21 protein-coding genes and 1 pseudogene are annotated in these 22033 nt (G+C 66.7%); 8 read left to right on the top strand and 14 right to left on the bottom strand.

The genetic code is table 11. The features are described from left to right. Window positions 1-23: 23 nt before the first annotated feature. The 3 genes from M6G65_RS07325 to M6G65_RS07340 form a co-directional block, all read right to left on the bottom strand. The gene (locus tag M6G65_RS07325; protein ID WP_238199674.1) at window positions 24-896 is read right to left on the bottom strand and encodes a branched-chain amino acid ABC transporter permease; all 873 of its coding nucleotides are present in this window, start codon (window positions 894-896) and stop codon (window positions 24-26) included. Between the two features lie 134 nt (window positions 897-1030). Then, window positions 1031-2242: an ABC transporter substrate-binding protein gene (locus tag M6G65_RS07330; RefSeq protein ID WP_238199675.1), complete on the bottom strand. Its 1212-nt coding sequence runs from the start codon at window positions 2240-2242 to the stop codon at window positions 1031-1033. Between the two features lie 456 nt (window positions 2243-2698). Then, window positions 2699-3445 carry a transporter substrate-binding domain-containing protein gene (locus M6G65_RS07340; protein WP_238199676.1) on the bottom strand — a complete coding sequence of 249 codons (747 nt, stop codon included), beginning with the start codon at window positions 3443-3445 and terminating at the stop codon, window positions 2699-2701. A gap of 357 nt (window positions 3446-3802) precedes the next feature. Between M6G65_RS07340 and M6G65_RS07345 the strand changes: the two genes are divergently transcribed. The 3 genes and pseudogenes from M6G65_RS07345 (at window position 3803) to M6G65_RS07355 (ending at window position 6275) form a co-directional block, all read left to right on the top strand. Further along, window positions 3803-4741, top strand: coding sequence for a pirin family protein (locus tag M6G65_RS07345; protein WP_238199677.1), 939 nt, complete (start codon window positions 3803-3805; stop codon window positions 4739-4741). 70 nt (window positions 4742-4811) lie between these two features. Continuing rightward, window positions 4812-5111: a DUF1190 domain-containing protein gene (locus M6G65_RS07350; RefSeq protein WP_347710495.1), complete on the top strand. Its 300-nt coding sequence runs from the start codon at window positions 4812-4814 to the stop codon at window positions 5109-5111. After that, window positions 5111-6275, top strand: a pseudogene (locus tag M6G65_RS07355) (glutathionylspermidine synthase family protein). The gene M6G65_RS07350 and the pseudogene M6G65_RS07355 overlap by 1 nt, the downstream one beginning before the upstream one ends. Before the next feature lie 1009 nt (window positions 6276-7284). On the opposite strand, the gene M6G65_RS07365 reads toward M6G65_RS07355, so the two are convergent. The 7 genes from M6G65_RS07365 to M6G65_RS07395 form a co-directional block, all read right to left on the bottom strand. Then, window positions 7285-7464 carry a ComEA family DNA-binding protein gene (locus tag M6G65_RS07365; RefSeq protein WP_238199679.1) on the bottom strand — a complete coding sequence of 60 codons (180 nt, stop codon included), beginning with the start codon at window positions 7462-7464 and terminating at the stop codon, window positions 7285-7287. Window positions 7465-7608: 144 nt separating this feature from the next. Then, window positions 7609-9057 carry a cytochrome P450 gene (locus M6G65_RS07370; protein ID WP_238199680.1) on the bottom strand — a complete coding sequence of 483 codons (1449 nt, stop codon included), beginning with the start codon at window positions 9055-9057 and terminating at the stop codon, window positions 7609-7611. 142 nt (window positions 9058-9199) lie between these two features. Beyond that, window positions 9200-9601: a hypothetical protein gene (locus M6G65_RS07375; RefSeq protein WP_238199681.1), complete on the bottom strand. Its 402-nt coding sequence runs from the start codon at window positions 9599-9601 to the stop codon at window positions 9200-9202. 233 nt (window positions 9602-9834) lie between these two features. Next, complete coding sequence (locus tag M6G65_RS07380; RefSeq protein ID WP_238199683.1) at window positions 9835-10653, bottom strand: GNAT family N-acetyltransferase; 819 nt, start codon at window positions 10651-10653, stop codon at window positions 9835-9837. A gap of 75 nt (window positions 10654-10728) precedes the next feature. Then, the gene (locus M6G65_RS07385; protein WP_250103762.1) at window positions 10729-12051 is read right to left on the bottom strand and encodes a glycosyltransferase; all 1323 of its coding nucleotides are present in this window, start codon (window positions 12049-12051) and stop codon (window positions 10729-10731) included. A 178-nt stretch (window positions 12052-12229) separates the two neighbouring features. Continuing rightward, on the bottom strand, window positions 12230-12892 hold the full coding sequence (locus M6G65_RS07390; RefSeq protein ID WP_250103763.1) for a hypothetical protein: 663 nt from the start codon (window positions 12890-12892) through the stop codon (window positions 12230-12232). A 1730-nt stretch (window positions 12893-14622) separates the two neighbouring features. Further along, entirely contained in the window at window positions 14623-14811 is a 189-nt protein-coding gene (locus M6G65_RS07395; RefSeq protein ID WP_238199686.1) for a hypothetical protein, read from the bottom strand. Between the two features lie 358 nt (window positions 14812-15169). Between M6G65_RS07395 and M6G65_RS07400 the strand changes: the two genes are divergently transcribed. Next, a complete protein-coding gene (locus tag M6G65_RS07400; protein WP_238199687.1) occupies window positions 15170-15532 on the top strand; it encodes a response regulator in 363 nt (120 codons plus the stop codon). Window positions 15533-15894: 362 nt separating this feature from the next. On the opposite strand, the gene M6G65_RS07405 is transcribed toward M6G65_RS07400, so the two are convergent. Together M6G65_RS07405 and M6G65_RS07410 are read right to left on the bottom strand one after the other, a co-directional pair. Then, entirely contained in the window at window positions 15895-16221 is a 327-nt protein-coding gene (locus M6G65_RS07405; RefSeq protein WP_238199688.1) for a hypothetical protein, read from the bottom strand. A 426-nt stretch (window positions 16222-16647) separates the two neighbouring features. Continuing rightward, complete coding sequence (locus M6G65_RS07410) at window positions 16648-16863, bottom strand: hypothetical protein (protein ID WP_308445238.1); 216 nt, start codon at window positions 16861-16863, stop codon at window positions 16648-16650. A 326-nt stretch (window positions 16864-17189) separates the two neighbouring features. Between M6G65_RS07410 and M6G65_RS07415 the strand changes: the two genes are divergently transcribed. From M6G65_RS07415 to M6G65_RS07430, 4 genes are all read left to right on the top strand, one after another. Next, window positions 17190-18251, top strand: a complete 1062-nt coding sequence (locus tag M6G65_RS07415; protein WP_250103764.1) for an ion channel — start codon at window positions 17190-17192, stop codon at window positions 18249-18251. Between the two features lie 433 nt (window positions 18252-18684). Next, on the top strand, window positions 18685-19245 hold the full coding sequence (locus tag M6G65_RS07420) for a tellurite resistance TerB family protein (protein ID WP_238199690.1): 561 nt from the start codon (window positions 18685-18687) through the stop codon (window positions 19243-19245). Between the two features lie 237 nt (window positions 19246-19482). Next, window positions 19483-19725 (top strand): hypothetical protein, encoded by a 243-nt coding sequence (locus tag M6G65_RS07425; protein WP_238199691.1) that lies wholly within the window; start codon window positions 19483-19485, stop codon window positions 19723-19725. A gap of 179 nt (window positions 19726-19904) precedes the next feature. Beyond that, window positions 19905-20117 carry a hypothetical protein gene (locus M6G65_RS07430; protein WP_250103765.1) on the top strand — a complete coding sequence of 71 codons (213 nt, stop codon included), beginning with the start codon at window positions 19905-19907 and terminating at the stop codon, window positions 20115-20117. Window positions 20118-20227: 110 nt separating this feature from the next. On the opposite strand, the gene M6G65_RS07435 is transcribed toward M6G65_RS07430, so the two are convergent. Both M6G65_RS07435 and M6G65_RS07440 read right to left on the bottom strand, forming a co-directional pair. Further along, window positions 20228-20443 carry a hypothetical protein gene (locus M6G65_RS07435; protein WP_250103766.1) on the bottom strand — a complete coding sequence of 72 codons (216 nt, stop codon included), beginning with the start codon at window positions 20441-20443 and terminating at the stop codon, window positions 20228-20230. A 350-nt stretch (window positions 20444-20793) separates the two neighbouring features. Next, window positions 20794-21141 carry an ATPase inhibitor subunit zeta gene (locus M6G65_RS07440; protein WP_238199695.1) on the bottom strand — a complete coding sequence of 116 codons (348 nt, stop codon included), beginning with the start codon at window positions 21139-21141 and terminating at the stop codon, window positions 20794-20796. Window positions 21142-22033 lie beyond the last annotated feature (892 nt).

The raw sequence follows: 22033 nt of genomic DNA on the forward strand, positions 1-22033 counted from the left end.
GAGGGTCATGCGGGCGGTCACGGTCAGACCTTCTTGATGACGGCCTTGCCGAACAGGCCGACCGGGCGGATGGAGAGGACGACGAGGAGCAGGATCAGGCCCGGCACATCCTTGTAGCCGGTCGAGATGTAGAAGCCGGTCAGCGTCTCCGCGACGCCGAGGATCAGTCCGCCGACGATGACGCCGAGGCCGGATTCGAGGCCGCCGATGATCGCCACCGCGAAGGCCTTCAGCGCCAGCACCGAGCCCATCGTGGCGCCGGTCAGCGTCACGGGCGCCACCAGTACGCCCGCGAAGGCCGCCGTCATGGCGCTGATCGAGTAGGAGAGGGTGATCACCTTCTGGGTGTTGATGCCCATCAGCCCGGCGGCGTCGATGTCGTTGGAGGTGGCGACGACCGCCTTCCCCCAGATCGACTTGCGATTGAAGATCTCGACGGCGAGCATCATCAGCAGCGCGCCCGCGACGATCAGCAGCTCCATCGGCAGGATGCGCACGCCGCCGATCTGGAGCGCCGTCTCGGGGAGCGGGGAGGGGAATTTCAGGTCGTCGCGGCCCCAGACGTTCTCGGCAACGTTCTTGAAGATGATGCCGAGCGCGATGGTGGCCATGATCCACCCGTACTCGGACTTGATCTTCACGGCGGGGCGCACGCCGAGGCGCTCGACCACCGCACCGAGGGTGAAGCCGAAGACCAGGACCAGCGGGATCATCAGCCAGTAGCCGACGAACGGCACCAGGGTCAGGCCGAACAGGGCCCCGAGCGCCAGCGCCTCGCCCTGGCCGAAATTGAGCGTCTTCGAGGTCGCGAAGGTGAGCTGATAGCCGAACGCGATGGCGGCGTAGATCATGCCGACCGCGACGCCGGAGGCGATGAGCTGGAGCAGGATTTCCATGGGATCGCTGTCACCGGAGGGACGTCCGGTCGCGCGGCGGGCGCCGCGGGACCGCTCTGCGGAGCGCCGACAGGCCGAGGCACCGCCGGGTCGGGGAGGGTGGCCGCGCCCGGACGGACGCGGCCGTGACGACCTCAGTTTGAGGACTTCTCCTTGACGCGGACCACGCCCGCGTTCTTGGCGTCCTCGTCCTTGGCGTAGACGATCTTGCCGTCCTGCACCTTCCCGAACACGACCATGTTGCGCGAGATCGCGTTGTGGTCCTTGGCGGTGAAGGGCTTGTCGTAGGTGGTGACGACGCCCTCGACCTTCTCGTTCAGGTTCTCCAGCGCGGTGCGGATCTTCGGTCCGTCGGTGCTGCCGGCCTGCTTGATCGCCGCCGCGAGGAGATAGATCGAGTCATAGGCCTGGGCGCCGGCCACCGGGGTCGGGATCTTCGTCACGCCGTAGGTCTTGTAGTAGTTCTCCAGGAACGCCTTGCGCTTCGGCAGGGTCTGATCCTCAATGAAGGTCTGCGGCATGATCACGCCGTTGCCGTTTTGGCCGGCGATGTCGATGAAGCTCTGCATCGAGGAGGGCCAGCTGGTGATCATCGGGACCTTCCAGCCGAGCTTGGCCATGCCGCTAGCAATCTGGGCGAGTTCCGGCCCGATCCCGTAGGCGAGGATCACCTCGGCGCCGGCCTGCTGCGCCTTCAGCAGCTGGGCCGTCATGTCGACGTCCTTGATGTTGAACTTCTCGACCGCGACCGGCTTCACGTTCTTGGTCGCGAGGTACTTCTCGATGTCCTCGCGGCCGAGCTGGCCGTAATTGGTCGAGTCGGCGAGGACCGCGATCTTCTTGTGACCCTGGGCGAGCGCCTCGTCGACCATCAGGCCGGCCTGGAGCACGTCGTAGGCTGAGTTCCGGAAGACGTAGTTCGCGTCGTAATCCGGCTCCTTGAACTGGTTGGTGATGATCGTCCCGGTGGCGACGTTGTTGAACACCGGGATCTCGGCTTCCTGATAGAAGCGCTGGGCGGCCAGAGCGACGCCGGTGTTGATGAACCCGACGGTGGCGACCACCTTCTCCTTGTTTATCAGCTCCTGCGCGACCTGCGCGCCGACCTCGTTCTTGGCCTCGTCGTCGCGCTCGATCAGCTGGATCGGGCGACCGAGGACGCCGCCGGCCTTGTTGATCTCGGCGGCCGCTAGCTTGGCGCCGTCGCGCATCGAGACGCCCATTGAGGACGACCCCCCGGTATAAGGGCCGCTCAGCCCGATCTTGATCGGGTCTGCGGCGCGCGCCGGCGCCGCTGCGAGCGTGAACAAGAGCACGGCGGCAGCCGTGCGACCAGCGAAGACCATCGTTTCCTCTCCAAGCGACCAAGTGCGCCGCGTGCCCTTCGTCGTGGCACTCTGAAAGCAAGATCTCGCCGACTCAGGGTGGACCGTCAAGCTGCGAGTCCAATATGTCCAAGACGAACAATACGGATTGTTCACGGTCTTCTATCAACAAAGCCACAGGCCGCAGAATTTTCGTCGATGCCCGGATCGCGCGGATTAAGAGCCGAGCACAGACGTCCCGTGCTGCCGAAGGCTGTTATGGAGCTGGGTCGGGCCGAAGCTCGGATGGGCGGGGATGAGTTCTGCCTGCAAGACGTATCGGCCCGACATCTCCGACGCGGAGCAGGCGCTGGTCGCGCCCTAACCTGGCGTGCTGCGTGAGGCCGCTGCCCGTGGCGGCTGATGCCCCAAGACTTGCCGCCCTGGTTCGTCGTGTACCGGCAGTCCCAGCGCTGGCTGTCGGCCGGCTGGACAGTCTTAGGGCGCGACCGGATCGCCGCTGAACCCATGGGCGTCGAAGATCCTCCGGACGACGCCAGTCCGCTTCGCCTCATCCAGCCAAGTCGTGACTGTGGCGAGGGCGCCGGAACGGCCCTTGGGGACAGCGACGGCGACCTGCGTCTGCTGGAAGCCGCCCGTGACGATCCGCGAGCCTGGGACCTGCTGCACCACCGGCCGCAGGGTATCGCGCGAGAGGGCGAAAGCATCTGCCAGCCCGGCGCGCATCCGCGACACGGCCTCGGCCACGGACGGCACGGCGACAGGCTGCGTGTGCATCAGGGTGCGCGCGGAGGCGCGGAACGTCGTGGTCCCGTCGATCGCCAGCACGCGGACACCCGGCCGGTCCACCTGCGCCACGTCGGTGATCCCCGATGCCGCGCTGGCGAGGTAGGTGCTCTCCAGGTCGTAGTAGCCCGGACCGAAATCGAGCACCTGCCGCCGGGTCGCGTCGACCGGCATGAAGCTGACATCGATGGCCTCAGCCTGGAGCGCCGCGGCCGCCGCACCCGAGTTCGGGAACAGAGTGACGGCGAGCGGCAACTCAGTCCTCTGCGCCAAGTCGTGAGCCAGATCGGCCGTGACGCCCGCGGGCGTCCCGTCGGCCGAGCGGCTGACGAAGATGAGGCCGGGGGCGGGGGCCTCGATCAGACCGGCCCGCAATGTGCCGGACGGGGCGAGCTCGGCCTTCACGGCCGCGTCCAGGGTTTCGCTGGGCAGAGTCATGCTGGCGAGGAGAGGAACCGCGGAGAGGAGTCGTAAAGCACTGCTCCCAGGCATCCCGCAAGCAGACCTCGTGAGAGCACGGACCTGAAGTCTCGGTCTTGCAGGCAGGTGAGGGCTGCTGCCGGCCTCAGATCCTCACACGCGAAAGCACCCCGCACGTGCCTGATCCGTGACGCCGCACGGGCAGCCGGCGAATGACCAGGCCGACAAGGGTTTGCGCCCGGAAATGGAAACGTTGCGTTTCGCCGGTTTCCGTATTCGACGCTGACAGGATCGCGCAATGTGCTTCCGGCGACGCGTCGTCGGGGCGCATTCCGTCTCACCCGGTCGGGCTTGGCCGAAAGAGGAGCAAGAGCGATGAGCTGGCACAGTGCGGATGACCCGGTCCCGGGCGATTCTTTCAGCTGCGACGCGATCCGAACTCTGATCGTCCCACGATCGCGCGACCTCGGCTCGTTCGCGGTGCGCCGCGCGCTCCCCTCGACCGAGTGCCGGATGGTTGGCCCCTTCATCTTCTTCGACCAGATGGGCCCCTCCGAGTTCCTGCTCGGGCAGGGCATGGACGTGCGGCCGCACCCGCATATCGGTCTGTCCACCGTCACCTACCTGTTCGATGGCGAGATCATGCACCGCGACAGCCTCGGCACGGAGCTGCCGATCCGGCCGGGCGAGCTGAACTGGATGACGGCCGGCCGCGGCATCACCCATTCTGAGCGCACCGGGCCGGACCTCCGGCAGACCGGCTCGAAGCTGTTCGGCATCCAGAGCTGGGTCGCCCTGAGCGCCCGGGACGAGGAGACGGCGCCGGCCTTCGAGCACTACGATGCGGCGGCGCTGCCGGTCCTGACCGGCGAGGGCAAGACCGTCCGGCTGATCGCCGGCGAGGCCTTCGGGGCGCGCTCACCCGTGCGAACCTCCAGCCCGATGGTCTACGCCGACGTGGCGCTGGAGGCGGGCGCCGTGCTGCCGCTCGATCCCACCTACGACGAGCGCGCGATCTACACGGTCGCGGGCGCGATTGAGATCGCCGGCGACGGTTTCGGGCCCGGGCAGCTGCTGGTCTTCCGCCCCGGCGACCGGATCAGCATCCGCGCGTCGGAGGCGGCCCGGTTCATGGTGCTCGGCGGCGAGCCGATGGACGGGCCGCGTCATCTCTGGTGGAACTTCGTTTCCTCCCGGCCCGAGCGGATCGCGCAGGCCAAGGAAGATTGGCGCCAGGGCCGGTTCGACACCGTGCCGAACGATGCCGAGTTCATCCCGCTGCCCGAGGATCCGCCGCCGGTCCGCTATCCCTGACGGCGCGGCACCGCCACCTGCCCGGCGGCCCCATGTCCCGTTCGGAGACACGTTAAGCTTCGTGCCGCTGATGGCCGGCTACATGATCGGCCGCACCGCGGCGCAGAGCCTCCCCGCCCAGCCGCTCTATCGGCACGCACCGGAAGAGGAGCGCCCGGCGTCCGACGGGGCCGCCGGTTTCGCGAGCGGCTACTGCACGGGTGCGGGCGGGCGCGTGCTCACGTCGGGCGGCTCCGTCGCCCGCGTCTCTTCCGCGGTGGCGCGCACCACGACGAGCACGCCGCGCACGGTCGCCCGCGGCGGCTTCGGCGGGACGGGACGCGCCGTCTCGGCCTTCGGCGGCCACGCAGGCGGGTCCAGGGGCGGCTGATGCGCCGCGTGACCGTCTCGGAGCGGCCCGATTGGCGCGCGCGCGTCCGAGGCGGGCTTCACCTTCCACACCTTCGCGGACGGGCCGTACTGGGACGAGAGCGCCTACTACGCCTTCAGCCTCGCCGAGATCGAGGACGACATCGAGGCGCCGACCCGGGAACTCCACGCGCTCTGCCTCGCCTTCGCCGAGCGCGCCGTCCGGGACGCTTCCATCCTGACATCCTTGGCCATCCCCGAGCATGCCTGGGACGCGATCGCCGACAGCTTCGGACGGCGCGATCCCACGCTCTACGGCCGGTTGGACCTCTGCTACGGCGGGACCGGCACCGGGCCGGCCAAGCTCCTCGAATACAACGCCGATACGCCGACCGCCCTCTACGAGAGCGCGGTGTTCCAGTGGCTCTGGCTTGAGGACGGCCTCGCGCGCGGATTCCTGCCGGCGGGCGCCGACCAGTTCAACGCGCTGCATGAGCGGCTGATCGCGCGCTTCCGCGAGATGGGCCTGCCCGACACGGTCGCCTTCGCGTGCTTCCCCGACGCGCCGAAGGATCGCGGCACGGTCGCCTACCTCCAGGATTGCGCTGTCCAGGCCGGTCTGCGCGCCCCCTTCGTGCCGATGGAGGCGATCGGCCTGGGCGACGACGGCCGCTTCCTCGACGCCGACGGCCGCCCCCTCGGCGCCGTGTTCAAGCTTTACCCGTGGGAATGGATGTTCGCCGATGCCTTCGGCGCCGCCATCGGTCCGTCACCGACCCGCTTCATCGAGCCGCCGTGGAAGGCGGTCCTGTCCAACAAGGGGATGCTGGCGCATCTCTGGGCCATGGCGCCGGGTCATCCGAACCTGCTGCCGACCTACTTCGAGGACGATCCCGCCCAGGCCGTCCTCGGGACTTCCTTCGCGAAAAAGCCGCTGTACGCGCGCGAGGGCGCGAATGTGCTCCTCGTCCGCGACGGCGCGGTCCTCGAGCGCGACGACGAGCCTTACGGGAAAGAGGGTCATGTGCGCCAGGCGCTCGCGGAATTGCCCGTCTTCGCGGGGCGCCATGCCCTTGTCGGAAGCTGGATCGTCGGCGCGGAACCCGCAGAGCTCTGCATGCGCGAGGAGACGCGCCGCATCACCACCGACCGGGCCCGCTTCGTGCCTCACCTCATCCTGGGGTGAGTGCATGCAGGCCCCGTCTTTCCAACAGACGGGCATGGACGTGGACGTTTGCGAGAGGCGAGGCGTCGACGCGGGTCGACTGGACGAGACTGCCTCGAAGAGGCCATGGCGAGGCGGCATCCATACCGTCAGTCCAGGAGGGAGGCGAGATGATCCGATCCACGCTCTTCATAAGCGCCGGTCTCGCAGCAGTTTCGGTCGTGGCGGCGACGCTTTGGATCTCGCATGGCCCTCGCCCGCAGATGAGCCAGGGCAAACAGGCGTCGGTCCCTGTGCCGCTGTCCCAGCAGCGGCCGACGGGTTCCAGTGGCCAGCCGGTCCGGACCATAGCAACTGGGCCGTCGACCGGATCGGCCCTCAGCAGCACCCCGTCTCCGCAAGACAGAGGAGGAGTGGATCCGGCCCCCTCGGCTGCGAGCCCGACCTCTGCCTCCACTCAGCCAGGGAGCCTCCGTTCGCCGACGGATGCCGGGTCGCCTACCAGGCTCGCCGACGTCGCACCCAGCTCAGGCTCAGGGACGGACGCTGTGGCGAACAGCGCCGGTGAGCCATCAGCGACGGGTGGGCGTGTCGACCTGAACTCAGCCTCGATCGAGCAACTCAATGCGCTCGGAGCGGGCATGATCGGGAAACGCGTTGTCGAGTTTCGGCCCTACGCGTCGGTCGAGGATCTGGTCACGAGACGTGTTCTGAAGCGGGCTGATTACGAGACCATCCGGGCCGCCGTCACCGCCCGGTAGCGTTGCGGATCGCCTTGGAAGGCGCATCCCTGATCGAGCACGACCGCCGGCCGCCTTCCGTCTCGCGGATGCAGCCGGTCCGTCGCGGTATGTGCTACCCGTCCGAGGCGGCAGCGGACGCGATCCTGCACCTGCTTCGATACCCGGCATACCCGAAAGCGGAAGGTCAGGTTCCAGCCAGAGTACGTCGGCCTTTGTCGTCGCAACGCTGAAACCTGCTTGTTGCGCGGCAAGGTCCGCGCTTCAGTGTCTTCAGTCGTTCGCGACGGTCAGGGCTTCGTCGAGGCCGCCGTTTTGCCAGCCAAGCCTGGCACTTCGTTGAGTTGACGCAGGCTGGTGAAACGACCGCGCTCCTGCCGGTAGCGCACGATCTCAAAACCGTGGCCCTTCAAGGCTGGGATTGCGTCCAGTTCCTCTGCCGTCGCGCTATTGAGGTCGATCAGTCTCATAGATTCGGCATGCCCCAACAAGCCTGACGTGGCCGGTTGGCGAACCAAACGTGAGCGTCACAGCACAGTTCCAGCGCCATGCGGCGGACGCGACGGGCACCTTGGTAGCCGCTGGTGCGACAGACCGGATGGCACCGCTCGTCGTCAGACATCGGCGTTGCCGTCTGACCGGGAGCGGCCCTTCGCCGTTGCGCCCAGCTCGGTCATAGAACGAGCGCGCCGGCTTTTCACCGGCGCCCGAGGCATGCCGCGGCGCAGCTTGAACACCGGTACAGGGCTCGGCCGCGTCGAGAATGACCCGATCGGCTGGACAGGATCGGCGTGTTCCATCGCGATCGCGTTGCCGCGCAGAAGCCGGGCGAGGACAAGCATGCTCTCGGCGATGGCAAGTTGAGCGCCGATGCAGACACGTGGGCCGGCGCCAAATGGCAGGAACGTGAAACGGTCAGGCCTCGCGGCGTCGAGGAAGCGCGATGGATCGAAACGCGATGGAGAGGCCCAGAACGCGGGATTTCTATGCAGCATGCAGAATGGAAGGAGGACAAGGCTGCCACTTCGGACCGGCAACCCGCATAGGTCGTGCGGATCCATGACTGCGCGGGCGGACATGTAGGCCGGGGGATAGAGTCGCAAGGTTTCCTCGACCACCGCCCGCGTCAGCGGCAAGCGCGCGAGCGCCTCTCCGGCCGTACTCGGCGACACGTCGCATGCGCGTGCCTCCTCGCGCACGGCGTCCTGCCATTCAGGCGCGTTAGCGAGGAGAAAGCACGCCCAAAACAGTGTCAGTCCCGTGGTCTCGTGGCCGGCGAAGAGCATCGTCGACACCTCATCGGCCAACAAGCCCTCGTCCTGGTCCTTATAGGCATCCACCAGCATATCGAACATGTCGCGCGGTGTGTCCGGCGACGCCGTCGTGCGGCGTTCCGCGATGACGGAGGAGATGATCCGCGACCAGCGCCGCCGGAACAGGGCACGCCGCACATCTGTCGGCGTCAGCAGCTTCGATGGCAGCAGGAAATCGCTCGCGCGGGGACGCCCTATCGTGGCGGAATAGAACACGAGCAGGCGCCTGAGCTCGGGCCCGAAACGGGCCGTCTCGAGCGAGAACATCGAGCGCGCCGCGATGTCCAGGCTCAGGTCCTGCATCGCCGACAAGAGGTCGATCGAGCCGTCACTCGAGGCTTCGATCCGCGCGCACGTCGCCTCCGCGCACGCCGCGATATGCTGCGACAAGACGGGCAGTGTCCGCGGCGTGAACGCGGGCGCAAGCGTGCGCCGCTGCCGCCGCCAGGCCTCCCCCTCCGCAGCAGCGAGGCCCCTGCCGAGAAGGGGACCGAGCACGCGACCTGTCGCTCGCACGCGGCGGAAACGATCCGGATGATCGGCCAGGACATGACGCATGGCGTCGGGGGTGTTGGCGAGGATCAGGTCGGTGATGCCCAGGCGGTACTTGATCGCCGGCGCGGAGAAGCACCGTGCCGGGAATGCCGAGAAGGCGTTGCGGCGGAGCCGCATGAGGACGCCGAGCCCGGTGACACGATCGGGTGCGAGCGGCGGCGCCGGAGGCTCGAAGTGGTGGCCAGTGCTATACATGGTACCATGCGTTTGAGCGCATCAGAATCCCGAACATCCCGGCATCGCCCGCGTGCACACGCGATGGAGAAACACCAACTCTTCGGTGCGCTGCGTGCGCCAAATCTCGGAGGCTAAAAGCCAGCCAATACTCCTGCTGGACTTATTTGTTTCCAGCGCAAAGCTTAAACGACACGCCCCCTCGATCGCCAGCTGACGCATCCACGATCTTGAAGCTCGCGCGCGATTGCACGAACACCGTTTCGGACGTGGTCGTAGGCACGACCGGGCTTCCGTCCCCGGCGGCGGCGCAGGAGGTCGCTATTTTGTACGTCTTGCCATGGGCGTCTATGATCTTGCTGACGCATTTGCTGTCGTGCGGGCCACCCAGTCCCTGCCCGTCGTATGTCCGCAATGCAGCCAACGGCGCGCCCCCGCATGCCAGATCCGCTTGGACGTAATTGCCGCGGGACAGCGGCAGCGGCTCCGCCAGGACAGACCCGGCGCAGACAACGGACGCCGAAAACACGCCAGCGGCGTAGATCTGAGAAGCAACGGATTTCATGCGCAAACACCATGCGACGGTGGATCATGCCGGCAGGTTTCGACTTGGCTGGTTCTAAGCATTGATGTTGAGCGCCAAGTCCCCCAACCTTCCGGTAAATTTTTAACTCAGTCGGATTTCGACTCTGTTTCAAGAGATCAGCAGCTCGGTTACGCTTGAAATTACGTTATTCTCATCCTGTCAGATGAGTGGCAGCAATCGTGTGAAAATCATGGTTCGACGCGGATCCACGGTCAGGCTGGCCGTTTGAAGTTTGGGCGCACGTACCGGTGGAGTAAGCCAGCCCGTTCCTGGTTGCGATAAGAGGAATATCCTTCGTCCGCCGGATCAGCGGGTTGCGCGGTCTCGCAGGTGAGGATGGTAGCGCCTGCTGACGAAGCCGCGCTCATCTGTGCGGCGACGATGCTACGCTGTATCCCGCGACCCCGAAAGGCTGGCCGGGTCGCCTCGATCCCGAACCAAGCGGCCCCGTCTCGGACGAACATGCTGCCGACGCCGGCCACATCACCGTCCACCAGGGCGCCGAAGCATCGCCAGGACGGACGGTCAACAAGGGCAGCAAACCAGGCCTCGCACACCGCTGGCAGGCCAAATCCCTCCACAACGGCCCGCCCGAACGCCTCAGCCCCTACGCCACTCAAAACCTCGATGTTTGCCGGCCCATCGCTCGGAGCGCGCGGGCTAAGATCATCCGTCGCGACGAATTTCGCCCAGCCTGATCCCGCTTTCGACATAGCGGCACGCGCAAGATACTCATCCAGGACAGGCGTTTGAGCACCGGGTGCGATTTGCAGCGCCCAGGAAACCGCATGCTCGTCCAGCCAAGAGGCTACAGCATCAAGGTCGTCGGCTGATGGTGCGCTCTGCGCACCGACGGCCATCGCCCGATTGAGCTCCGTAATCGGGATAGCTCGACAGCCCAGCAGCCCCATGTCGGCGACTGTCGTGCTGGCCAGACCAAGGCTGTCGCGCACATGATCGGGGGCGGAGGCAAACAGGTCGAGCCATGCGTCGCGCTCGATCAGCTCCGCGAGACGATCTGTATTCTTCACGAGGGACAACCTCTTGTCGCAGCAGCAATCGGCATGTTCGCTTCCAGCAGAACCGCGGGAGCAGGCCATGCGAGATCATTGATTTGCGGAGAGATCCGTCCCGCGAGCCTGGATGACGAGGCCGTCCAGAACGCCGAGGATCGTGGCTGGCGTGTCGATCGCCGCCATGTCCGCCGCGATTGCCGCCGCCCGCTTGCGGTAAGACGGCTCGGACAGGACTCGGTCGACCGCCGCGCGCAGATCTTCGGCCGCAGGCCGTTGCGACGGGATCTCGATGCCCACCCCTGACCACGCCACCCGTGCGCCGACCTCAGCCTTGTCCTCGGTGCGCCCCGCCGCCACAATGGGTACGCCGGCGCGAAGGGCAAGCTGTACGGTCCCGTAGCCACCGTTGGTGACCAATACGTCGATCTTCGGCAGGAGCGCCGCAAAATCGAGGAATTCGGCAAGCCGAGCGTTCGTCGGGATCGGGCCATGCACGTTCCTGATCGGCCGGCGGCCGGTGGTCACGAGCACCAGCAGGTCGTCGCGCTCGCCGAGCGCGGCGAGGGTCGGCTCGGCGAGTTCTCCGAAATCGGCGTTTGCGACCGTGCCCTGGGTCACGAGCACCACCTTCCTGGACCCGTCGAGCTCGTGCCACCACTCTGGCATCGTGGAATCCCGCTGCGGCGGGGGCGGTAAGGCGCCCACGAAACGAACGTGGTCAGGCAGCGGCCCGAAGTCGTATTCGAAGGCCGGTACGGTCGTCTGCAGGAAAGCGTCGGCCATGAGGTGGCGCGAGTGCAGCACTGAGCACGGCAACGGCGGCAGGCCCATGGCGGCGAGCTTCGCGTCCGCATAGGCGCGGATCGGCGTACCGAAAACGTCGTCGGCTCCGACCGCCATGGCCGCGTAGATCTTCCGCGTGGCCTCGTCGCGTGCCGGCGGCAACCCAATCATCGACGGGGCGCCGTCCGGCCTGTCCGCCACCATAATCGTGATGCTACAGGCGACGATCGGCGGCCGGGGTGTCTCGCGATCCAGGAACAAGGCCGTGGCGCCGAAGAACAGATCATCGGCGACGAGGATATCGGGGCGATCCGCCGCGATGATCCGGCGCAGCGTCTCGGCCTGTGGCGGCATTGGATCGAGGAAGATCCGCTCGAAATTGTAGCGGAGCTGCTCCGGCCCCGGGGGCAGGCTGGCGCGCTCGGGCAACACCTCCTCGACCCGCGTGAAGTCGATGTCCGCGCCGGAGGCGAGCGGCACGAAGCGCGCGCCCGATGCTTCGACGGACGGCCGAAGGTACGCGCCCGTCGCGACCAGGGCCTCGTCGCCGCGAGCCAGGACCATGCGCGCGATCGCAAGAAGCGGGTTCAGGTGGCCGGCGGCCGGTGTGGCGGCAAACAGGATCTTCATGCGGTCCCCGTAGCGGAGCAAGCGATGGTCAGCCGCACGCGCCGCGCCAGCCTATGCTCGGCGGTCGGCGACTGTTTCCGCTCCTGCTTGGGTGTCTGCGCCCAGTCGGCTACGGCAGCATTTCAGCCGCAAAGAAGAGAGTTACAGCCGTAACGTCGGACCGCCGGCCATCCGCGGCTCACTCGCGGCGGACGCAACGCTCGTCGGGGTCTCCGGCTGCTCGTGGGGCCGCTGGGAGGGACCGTAACGACCGAGCTCGACCGGAAGGAAATAGCCGGAGGTCAGTAGAATTGGCATTTTCGGCCATTGCTGACGGGCAATGTGTCCAAGGTCGATGCCGTTCGTTGCACCGGGCCTGTTCATGTCGCCGCGCGGCGACGACCCAGACTCCGCCTTCGTACAGGATGCGCGGCTGCCGGCCCGCGTAGCTGACGCCGAGGTCGAACCGTGCGGAGCCCGCCTTGCGCGCACCCCGGGCCGGGTTGGCCACTTCAAAGTCGATGACTGCGCGCGCGGCACATTTGGCTTGCGGCACGTTGCAGGTCACGCGCAGGGTCCCGGGCCGGATGGCGTAGCGGCGCTGAGGCCACTGCCTGATGGCGGCTCGCTTTTCATCGATGAGCTGCCCCTGCGTATAAGGACGCCCGTAGAACTGCACCGTCGGTCCGTACATGTACGGAACGCCCGCGACCGCGCCACCGTCATTCGAGGACCAGATCGCGAGATAGCGCTCGGCGATGAAGGCCGTGCGTCGTTGCATCTCCGGCCCTGATTGTGCCAGGGCCGGAAACGAGCACAGAACGAGGCCGGTGCAGAGCAGCGGCAGGGCTGGCACCGGCATGCGCGGAGCTCCAGTTCGGGTGCGGGGAGGGCTCAAAATCGGCCGCCCGGCCCGGAGAGCCAGCGCATCAGGCCGTCCGATGCGGGAACGCTCCGGTGGACCCTCACGCGCGGTTCGTCGTCCGGCTCGTTGTCTTGCCTGACAACGGGGGCCTCGCGAACGCGTGGGGTGTCGTCGCCGCCCTCAAGGCTGGCCGTGCGATACGGCGGCGCGACCGTCCCGCGATCGCGGCGCGACTCCGCCCGCCTGACCGCGCTCCGGATCTCGTCGGCCGCGGCGAGGGATGGCAGGTTCCGCGACGGCACCGGCCGAGATCGGGGCGCAGGGCGTTGCGCCTCGGCAGTGCGGACGCGGGAATACCCATCATTCTCAGGCTCTGAGGCCCGGAGGCGCCGGGGAGCGTCCGCGACCCTCAAGCGCGGGTGCTCCTCGTCCGGCCCCAGCGGGCGAACGCGCAGGGGCGCCTGCGTCGTCTTGGTGCGGGGTCGGTCTTCCTCTTCCGAGGGCCGAATGCGCCTGGATGCGTCCGCGGTACTTACGCGTGGGCGCTCGTCACCCTGCTCGGACGGCCGGACCATCCTCGTCCCCTCAGCGGTCCTGGCAACCGGGCGCCTGCCACCCGCGTCCGAGGCGCGAGCACGCCGGGGCGCTTCGGCGACACGCTCCTCGGATGAATGGGCACGCTTGATGGCCGGCGCCAGATCAGCCTCATCCCCGTCCGGGGAAGGGGTCTGCCCGTCGGATTGCGCGAGCCGGTCGCCGACCCGACCCACGTCATCCGGCAATTGGACGACAGGCGGGGCAACCGGGCTGGCCTGCGGTCCGGGAGCCCGGCCTTGATCCGCCACGCGCACACCCTCCTTGGCTCGCGCGTCAGCCGGCTCGGGGGTGAATGTCAGCTTCGACGGCGCCGGCTTGGCCCTCACCGGTTCCGACCAGGGCAGCGACTGCCCGTGAGCTTCAGCCCGCAGGCGTTCGGAGAGAGAGGGCGTGGCTCCGTGAGGTGCTCCCGGAGTGTCCCTGTGAGCGTCGCCGCGGGACATGTACGCGCCCGTGCTCGCCATACCGGCTACGAAGGCGACGGCGACAGCGGACAGGAACCTCGTTGACGCGGCCATGGACTACCTCCCAGGGACGGCAGGTGGTGTCACGGGCCGCACGCGACAACCACACAGCGAAGACTAAGACCGTCAGTTGCCAGGTCGGCGCGGTGGGGAACTGGATACCGCAAGCGCCGGCTCATGGCCTTCTCATCCGGCCTCGGCCAATTGCTCGGTACGCGATGCGACCGTGAAGCCCTTGATGTCGAGAACCAAACAGAGCAGCGCAGCGTGGAGCCTTATCGGCGCCCGCGGTCCGCCGCGGCAAGATGCCCACGACACGACCGGCCTTGCCGCCAACATAAACGACCCGCGTGGACTGTCCTGGCTATAGCACCGAGCTCCACCGCCTGCTGCACAAGAACAGAACAAGAAGAACAACGATCGGGATTCGCATCCCTATGAGCCACAACAGCCCGCCCGCGAGCCTTGTTTTATCCCAAGCTGAATGGCTAATGAAATCAACCGGGGAAGTGTTCCATCAGGCGTACTCATCGTTTCCGCGGCGGGCCGGGCACCTAACCCAAGCACGAGGGCGGTTCATCAGCAGGCGGCTTCTACCGCCCAACGCTGATGTGCGACCGGCTCCTCGGCTTGCAGGACGTGGCCGGCCGCGGTGCTAGATGACAATCAGCTTTTCTTATTGGCGCGGTGGTGGCCGACGGCACAGCCAGCGGCGGCGCCTGCTTTGCCGTGGCCGACCATCTTACCGCCTAAGCCACCCACGACGGCGCCTTTGAGGCAGCCCTTTGCCTCCGCCGCGCCAGCACCTGCGAGAACCAGAGCAGCCAAAGCTGCCGAGAGCGTCAGCATCCGCATAGCAGTCTCCCAAACCCATCCAGGCCGTCGAAACGGCGGTGCGCGTCGCTTCGTTCCGTCACGCATATGACCCTGCTGAGAGGATCTCGTACGCGTAACGTCCGTCGAAGCGGTCTCCTGATGCCTTCCGGCGAAACAGCGTGCGCCAGCGCCGCCACGGATGCTCGGGCCGGTCGTGGATCATGCGGCATCGCCGGCAGAGTGCCGCGAGGTTGCCCGGAACCCACGTCAACGGTGCGCCAACGCACTGTCGCGAGCCACGGCACCCGGTCGGTCGTGCGGCCCGACACAGATCCTCCTGGCGGTCCGGGTTCAGCCTGTGACCTGCGGCAAGCCCGCCGCTCAGAGGCTTATCGCCATGTCCCGCCCCGTTGCAGTGCTCGCTGAGGACGAGCCCTTGATCCGTTTGGAAGCCGCCGACATGCTCGGTGAATTCGGATTCGACGTGCTGCAGGCCAGCACCGCCAGTGACGCGCTTCTGCTCCTCGAAGCGCTCAACGGCACCGCCCTTCTCTACACGGACATCGACATGCCGGGCCGCATCAACGGCCGTCAGCTGGCGCACGAGGTCGTCGCACGCTGGCCGTCGACAGCGATCATCGTCTGCTCTGCACGATCGGCTGAGGATGCCGCGCTACTGCCGCGCGGCGCCTTCTTCATCGGCAAGCCGTGCGCAGAATGGGTAGTCCGCGAAGCGCTCACGTCGCTTCAGCTGCATTGAAGCTGTCGTCGCATGCTCGAGGCGGTTTTCGCTTGGCGGGTTTCGCTCGGCGGGTTTCGCTTGCAATCGGTTCAGCAGCGGCTGCGCCCGCCTCTGGTGCCGGGCCGCCCATCGTCGCTGCAGGCCGATGCACTTCGATCAACACCCCGATCAGGCGAAGCAGTTCGTGATGCTGCGGGCACTGGCGGATTGCTGCAGAGGAACCGACCGACGTCGTCACGAGAATCGAGGTCCCCGGGTGATGTGTTCAGCGCGTGCAGCACGAAGACATCGGCCGGACGATGGCTCAGACGCGGTCTGTTCGGTGTCCTTCGACCGGTTTTGCAGCTGCCGGATGCCGACCCCGTCGCCGGTCTCGGGGATCATTTATGGCTCTTCTCTTTCCAGAGAGCGGCGAAGAAACGGGTCAGCCCTTGCGCGTCGATATCTGCTGGCAGCTCGGCCTGAGCCCGCGTCTCTGACGCTTGGTGATCGGCCCTGTCTGCCGCCTCATGCAGCACTTGCGTCAGGAGAGGCGGCCACTCCACGCCATGATCCTGCAGCAGGCGTGCGGCCTTCGCCAAGGCGGTCATCTGATCCGCGGGCATTTCGCGCCCCATGATCTTCGCGTCGAGCGCACGGTCGGACAGCACGGTGCAGAGGCGCAGGACCTCGGACAGCTGTTCAGGGGAGGGAGGTTGGACGGTCATGTCTGATCCCTCCGCCGCGGCCTGCTGGCACCCCGCCTCTCGGGGCTGGGCTGCCGCCCGGCGGTCATGAAGGTTGCCAGGGTGCGTCAGCATTGTCGTCACGGCCGCAGCCACGAAGCAATCCCCCACGGTGTCCTCGACGCAGTCGCCTCGACGTTCAGTGCACCAAACGCGCTGACCACGCAGTCATGCCTGCGCCGCAGCCATGCGCGTGCGTCCGCGGTCCGCGCCTCGGCTTGCTCAGCGCTCCACAGGCCCACGCCGGTTGGAGGCGCGACTGCATTCCTCGGCGATGACAGCGAACAAGACAGTGCCGCGATCCTGAGGCGGCTGCTTCACGTGCTTGGCCATGTGCCACCGATCCGTCAGCAAGCTCGGCCGCACCGGATTGGCGGGTATGGAGGAGCGGGGTCTCAGAGAGCCGGCTCAGACCTGTCCGGGCTGGCACCCATAGGGTGGCACAGCGCGCGGAAACCGCTCCTTGATGCGCATGCAGCCCCAGGCGCGCATTGGCTCGGGCAAGCGCCGGTTCACCTCGATCCCGACCTCGTCGTAGGGCGACGGACCGGCTGTCACATAGCTATACCAGCGCCAGCCGATCGTACCGATGCCGGCCAGCGCGATGGCAAGGGCAACGCACACAGCCAACGCTGTCCTTGATTGAGGGCGCTGCTCTTCGCTCCGCAGGTCGGACGCTTCCCATCCACGTTGACTTGTCCGTGCCGCCCGGCCGACATGAGCCTTTCCGGCGCGGTCGCGCTCGGAGAACAGCTTATCATCCGCCGGCCTTCAGCGAAGCCGTCGAACAGCTGCCGAGGGGCAGCGGGCGGCCCTGCGGTGACGGTCCGAGCCCGGACGGTATGCCGAACGGCTCGGCAGGCGATCCAGCTTCCCCAGGGATGAAGGTCTCGACGGTGATGCGCCCAGCACGGGCTCGAAGCAGGCCACTCCGCTTTCGCCGCAGCGTCGTGCGCGACCTGCGGAACCGCATCCGCTTCGCTCTCGTCGGACTGCTGATCCTGATCGGCCTGCACGTCGCCGCCATGATGGCCTTCGAGGGCCTCAGCTTGGGTGAAGCGGTGTGGCTGACCTTCACCACCATTACCACCACGGGCTACGGCGACCTTTCCGCCAAGACGCCCGCAGGTCGAGCAGCAACCATCGTACTGATCTACCTGTCCGGCATCTTCCTACTCACCCAGGCCGGGGGCGCGTTCTTCGAATTTCGGATCCTCCGGCGCGAGCGCAAGCGTCGAGGCGAATGGAGGTGGGGCATGCGCGACCACATCGTTTTCGTGAACGCGCCCGCTGATGAGCCCGGCGACTATCTGCGGCGCCTCCTCGACCAGTTGCACCGGTCCCACGCCAACTTTGCCACCGTGCCTTCCTTGATCCTGACCGAAGCCTTTCCGGACGGCCTACCGCCCGATCTTGAGGACGATCCGCTCATCGTCCAGTTGAAGGGCCGCTTCGGCGATCCTGCCGCCCTCGAAGCCGCCGGCGTTGACGACGCCCGCGTGCTCGTCATCCTCGCGGAGCAGGAAGGTGAGCGCCTGTCCGACAGCCGCACGTTCGACATCATCCATCGCTTGCGCGAACGTGGGATCAAAGCCCGCATCATCGCTGAGTGCGTCGATGACCTGAACCGCGAGCGCCTCAGGAAGGCAGGCGCGTCGGCCATCGTCAGGCCCCTGCGCGGCTACCCTGAGATGATCGTCCGCGCCATTGTCGCGCCCGGTACGGAGTGGATCATCGAGCGATTGTTCTCCAGCGAGGGTGACGAGTGCCTTCGCTTCGACGTGAAGGTCGATGGCGTCGCCTGGGCCGACATTGTGACGGCCGTCTTGATCCAGAACTTCGGCACGCCAGTCGGCTATGCGGATGCGCAGGGGACACCACACAGCAACCCGCCCCCGCACACCGCTGTCGTCGCCGGGGCGCTGTTCGTGCTTGTCGGCGAGACGCAACGGCCCACGAGTGCGGCGCTCCAGAAGCTGCTCGGCGAGCTGGCGCATCGCAGAACAGCATGAGGGCAAGGATCCGAGCCAGGGCGTCACGGACGGTGCAAGGGTTCGGTAACCGACGGCCGTCACCGTCGCGGGTATGTCAAAGCGAACGATCCGAACCCTGAGAGGCGCTCTCTGGATCGCTGCCCTCGCGCTCTGCTGTTTCTCGGCCGCGATGCTGGTGGAGGCCAATCGGCCCGCCGAACCAGCGGTCGCGCGTCTGCCATCTGCTGATCCCACGGTGACTGGCGCGATCAACCAAGCGCCGATCCGGTGGTGTGGAGCTGCTGCTTGGTGCCGCTGAACGCTGACCTTACCTGACCCGGCCCCAGAAAACGCGCCCTCAGCCCGGACCGAAGCGAAGAGGGCGTCAACCATGGGCCTGACACGGTTGCTGAACCACCCTCGCGGTTGAGCCGTTGCAGCACGAAAGATCGTGCGGCACCAGGAGGTCACCGTGGCTGAGGCAAAGCAAATGGTCGACGCGCTGGTTCGCGGCCGGGAGGGCAGCACCATCGCCGCGACAGCCGCACTGGGCGGCGTTGCGCTGATCGTCGGTCTGGCATTGCGGGCGCTCCCGCGGCGTGGGCCCGTGCAGGACTCGGCAGGTCCATCTCACGACACAAGCCCGCCTGCGGCGCCTCGCACGCCGTTCGATCACACAGAGGTCAGCGAGGACGAGGCCCGAACCATGTTGCGGGCCATGGTCGCTGCCACGCTGGCGGACGGACTCATGGATGCCGCGGAACGGGAGCGGCTCTACGGCGCCCTTGCTGCTGCCCAGATCGGCGATGCTGGCCGCGCCTGGCTGGACAAGGAACTGACCGAGCCAGCCGGCGTCGATGAACTCGCCGCCAGGGTGAGCGGCCCGGAGCAAGCCGCTCGCATCTATGCTGCAGCCCGGCTCGCGATCGATCCGGATACGTTGCAGGAAAGGCAATTCCTCAAGATGCTCGCCGAGGCGCTCGACTTGCCGGGTGAGGCCACAGCGCGGCTGGAACAAGAACTTGGCGGCTAGGATCCGACCGCATGAGGTCCTTCGAGCGGCGCACGCGCCCTCGCTGTCCCGCTTCCGGCAACCGCTCCAGGGATGTCCTGCTCCGGAGAGGACGATGGCTCCGGCGGGTGCGTAGCCCGGAACGGTGCGAGAACCTGTCGGGTTTGCCTAAGCCACTGCCGCACGCCCGCGAACGTGGCCAGGAGAGAGCGTTTGTTCAAAGCACCGGCACTGACGGCTGGGCTGTTCGCAGCCAGCATGTTTCTCGCGCCTGTCCAGGCATCTGCAGCTCAGATCGGCATCGGGGCGGTCCCTGAGGCCGCCTCTTCGGTGCAGGACGTGCAGTATGGCTATGGCGGCCCGCGCTTCGGTTACGGTCGTCGGGGTTATGGCGGCCCGCACTTCCGCGGGCGCGGCTACGGCTATGGCCGTGGGTATGGCCGCGGCTACGGTCGCGGATATGGCCATGGTTACGGGTACGGGCGCCGCGGGGGCTTCTAGTCGCTTCCCGCGCGGATCTCCGATCTTCCAGATCCCGCCCGGTTCGCCGTGGCGGGTTTTCTAGTGTCGGGCTGGGTTAATCAGTTCTCAATCGCGTGCGCGGGGGCACCGCGGGCGTCTATGTTTCATGAGATGTTATGCTCCGGATAGAGCAACCAACACATCCGGCGGAGGGTCAGATGTCCTACGCTCCAGCGACCCGACAAACGATCAGGCTCGGCGAAGGCGACGTGACCATACTGCTTCCGGCCGACCTGTCCCGGAAGAGCATCGGCATACTCCAGACCCAGCTCGAAATGCTGGCCGCAGGACTGGGTTCAAGCAGCGGCAAGCATGACCGATCCTGCTTGCATGGGCTCGCTGAGCTGGCAGCTTACGTCGCCGATCGATGAGCCTTGTCCCGGGAACCGTTCGGCCGCCTTCCGCATCACGAGAACGACCCTGACGAGATGTGATGCGTGAGATGCCCGCCCGGCCGATCCGGGCGGGTTTTTACATGCGCTCAGACGGCCAGTTCGGCCAGTTCGACAACCTCGCAGGTGTCGGCTCGCAGTCGCCAGTCGGCGATGCTGGCGGCCTGACAGAACAGCGCCTTGGCGGCGTCGGCTGCGGCTTCCCCATAGCTGGCGGGCACGACGGTCTGTTGCTGCAGCACCCGGTGGTCGTGGCCGCGACCATCCGAAACGGTCTTGTGGAAGGTGACGAGGAACGTGCGCATGGCGTGCACCCCGGTTCGAGATGTCATCGACCTTAGATCCGCGAAGCGCAGGCCGCCACAATGCAGCGCAGGGACGATGCGACCGTACGGGGTCCGCGATGCTCTGGGACAACGCAGGGCAGATCATCGGGTCTACGCGACGCTTCATCCCCGGATTCGGCGCCGCTGACGCGGTTGCCGCCCGGTGGCTTTGCCTGCGCCTCGCCAAAAGGCCTCAGACGCGTCAGTTGAACAGCGAGCGGCTTTGCGGCGCGCTCCTGGCGGGGCGCGTCGCTTCTGTCGCGACATCGTGCAGAACCACGGGCAGGAGTCGGCGGCGAGGAAGCTTCGCTGCTCCTTCTCGGTCGTCGCTAGCCGTGTGCAGGCGCGCGGTCCGGCATCCGGCTGTCCCCGAAGCTGTGCTGCGCAGAGGTCCGGTCCAACTCGGCCCGCAGTTCCGCAAGGGTGACCTCTACACCGTTGGCAGCGAGATCCGCTTGGACGCGCTCCAGCAGGGCATCAGGTTTCAAACCGTCGATCCTCGCGGCAATCAGCGTCTGGGCATAGGCCTCCGATGTCATTCCATCGAGACCCAGCATCCGTATCGCCAAGCCTGCGACGGCTCGGATGCCCGAGATGTGGTTTACGAACCGCATCTCCTCGCCATGAATGTAGATGAACTCAGCCGCGCGCTCGCGGTCCTCAAATGACCTCAGCATGGCCAGGCCCTCATTGAGTTACAGCCGGTACTCATACGCCTATTTTGAAGCGCCGCAATACTGGAAATCTTAGCAAGATCTATAGACAACGGGCAGGCGTGAGTGGGGGAGCCTCTTCCGCGCCATCGGGCAGAACCACGGGCGGTCGATGGAAAGCGGGGTCGGTCAGCCTCCGCCACCGCCACTTCCACCCGTCCCGGGGCCGCCGAGATTGCCGTCCTTGTTCGGTGTATTCCAGTGGATGATGCCGTCGTCCGCGGGCCGCAACGTCGTGGCCGGCACGCGCGGGAAGGCGAACGGCTTTGGCCCCTCGGGTCTTTCGCGAGGAAGCGATCTGTGGGCTCGACTGCGTTGGGCAACAGCCTCAGTGCTGCCGAGGCCTGCAAGCGCCACAATGAGGCATCTGACCACGGCGCTTTTCATGATCACTCCGCCTCGTGCAGAGCGCGCCTCCCAGCAGCGATGGTGCCGCGCATATCCGCAAGATAGCCATCGCGGTGTCGGTGTCGAGACAGTCCTCGCTCCTTCGCGGCGACTGAAATCGGCGCTCAAGCAAGAACACTGATGTGACGCCGGGCACATCGGATCCAACGAAATCAGAATAGGTCTCCGCAGTGCCGTGAAGCCAAGCGCGACACTGCGAGGCCTGCGCCATGCCCCGGATCAGCCACATCGCCGATATTGCCATCTTCGTAGCAGGCACTGCCGCGGTGGCTGTCGCCGGACAAACTCTGCTGATGCCTCAGGTTCACGTATGGGAAGCCGAGATTGTTGCAGCGTTCGTGCACGGGCTACCACGATAGTCGGGCCCGTGGTCGTTACGACAGCTTTCGATGTTGCCGCGCCTTCGGGATGGCGATCGACAGCCGGCAGGCCTGCCCGGCCTGGTCCC

Source organism: Methylobacterium tardum, from assembly GCF_023546765.1.
Taxonomy (GTDB): domain Bacteria; phylum Pseudomonadota; class Alphaproteobacteria; order Rhizobiales; family Beijerinckiaceae; genus Methylobacterium; species Methylobacterium tardum.

Excerpts from the sequence above, each read along its gene's own strand:
- M6G65_RS07330 (WP_238199675.1), bottom strand. The coding sequence starts at position 2,242 with ATGGTCTTCGCTGGTCGCACGGCTGCCGCCGTGCTCTTGTTCACGCTC.
- M6G65_RS07325 (WP_238199674.1), bottom strand. The coding sequence starts at position 896 with ATGGAAATCCTGCTCCAGCTCATCGCCTCCGGCGTCGCGGTCGGCATG.
- M6G65_RS07400 (WP_238199687.1), top strand. The coding sequence starts at position 15,170 with ATGTCCCGCCCCGTTGCAGTGCTCGCTGAGGACGAGCCCTTGATCCGT.
- M6G65_RS07375 (WP_238199681.1), bottom strand. The coding sequence starts at position 9,601 with ATGAAATCCGTTGCTTCTCAGATCTACGCCGCTGGCGTGTTTTCGGCG.
- M6G65_RS07430 (WP_250103765.1), top strand. The coding sequence starts at position 19,905 with ATGTCCTACGCTCCAGCGACCCGACAAACGATCAGGCTCGGCGAAGGC.
- M6G65_RS07340 (WP_238199676.1), bottom strand. The coding sequence starts at position 3,445 with ATGACTCTGCCCAGCGAAACCCTGGACGCGGCCGTGAAGGCCGAGCTC.
- M6G65_RS07440 (WP_238199695.1), bottom strand. The coding sequence starts at position 21,141 with ATGCTGAGGTCATTTGAGGACCGCGAGCGCGCGGCTGAGTTCATCTAC.
- M6G65_RS07435 (WP_250103766.1), bottom strand. The coding sequence starts at position 20,443 with ATGCGCACGTTCCTCGTCACCTTCCACAAGACCGTTTCGGATGGTCGC.
- M6G65_RS07385 (WP_250103762.1), bottom strand. The coding sequence starts at position 12,051 with ATGAAGATCCTGTTTGCCGCCACACCGGCCGCCGGCCACCTGAACCCG.
- M6G65_RS07390 (WP_250103763.1), bottom strand. The coding sequence starts at position 12,892 with ATGCCGGTGCCAGCCCTGCCGCTGCTCTGCACCGGCCTCGTTCTGTGC.
- M6G65_RS07425 (WP_238199691.1), top strand. The coding sequence starts at position 19,483 with ATGTTTCTCGCGCCTGTCCAGGCATCTGCAGCTCAGATCGGCATCGGG.
- M6G65_RS07370 (WP_238199680.1), bottom strand. The coding sequence starts at position 9,057 with ATGTATAGCACTGGCCACCACTTCGAGCCTCCGGCGCCGCCGCTCGCA.
- M6G65_RS07405 (WP_238199688.1), bottom strand. The coding sequence starts at position 16,221 with ATGACCGTCCAACCTCCCTCCCCTGAACAGCTGTCCGAGGTCCTGCGC.
- M6G65_RS07345 (WP_238199677.1), top strand. The coding sequence starts at position 3,803 with ATGAGCTGGCACAGTGCGGATGACCCGGTCCCGGGCGATTCTTTCAGC.
- M6G65_RS07365 (WP_238199679.1), bottom strand. The coding sequence starts at position 7,464 with ATGAGACTGATCGACCTCAATAGCGCGACGGCAGAGGAACTGGACGCA.
- M6G65_RS07350 (WP_347710495.1), top strand. The coding sequence starts at position 4,812 with ATGGCCGGCTACATGATCGGCCGCACCGCGGCGCAGAGCCTCCCCGCC.
- M6G65_RS07395 (WP_238199686.1), bottom strand. The coding sequence starts at position 14,811 with ATGCGGATGCTGACGCTCTCGGCAGCTTTGGCTGCTCTGGTTCTCGCA.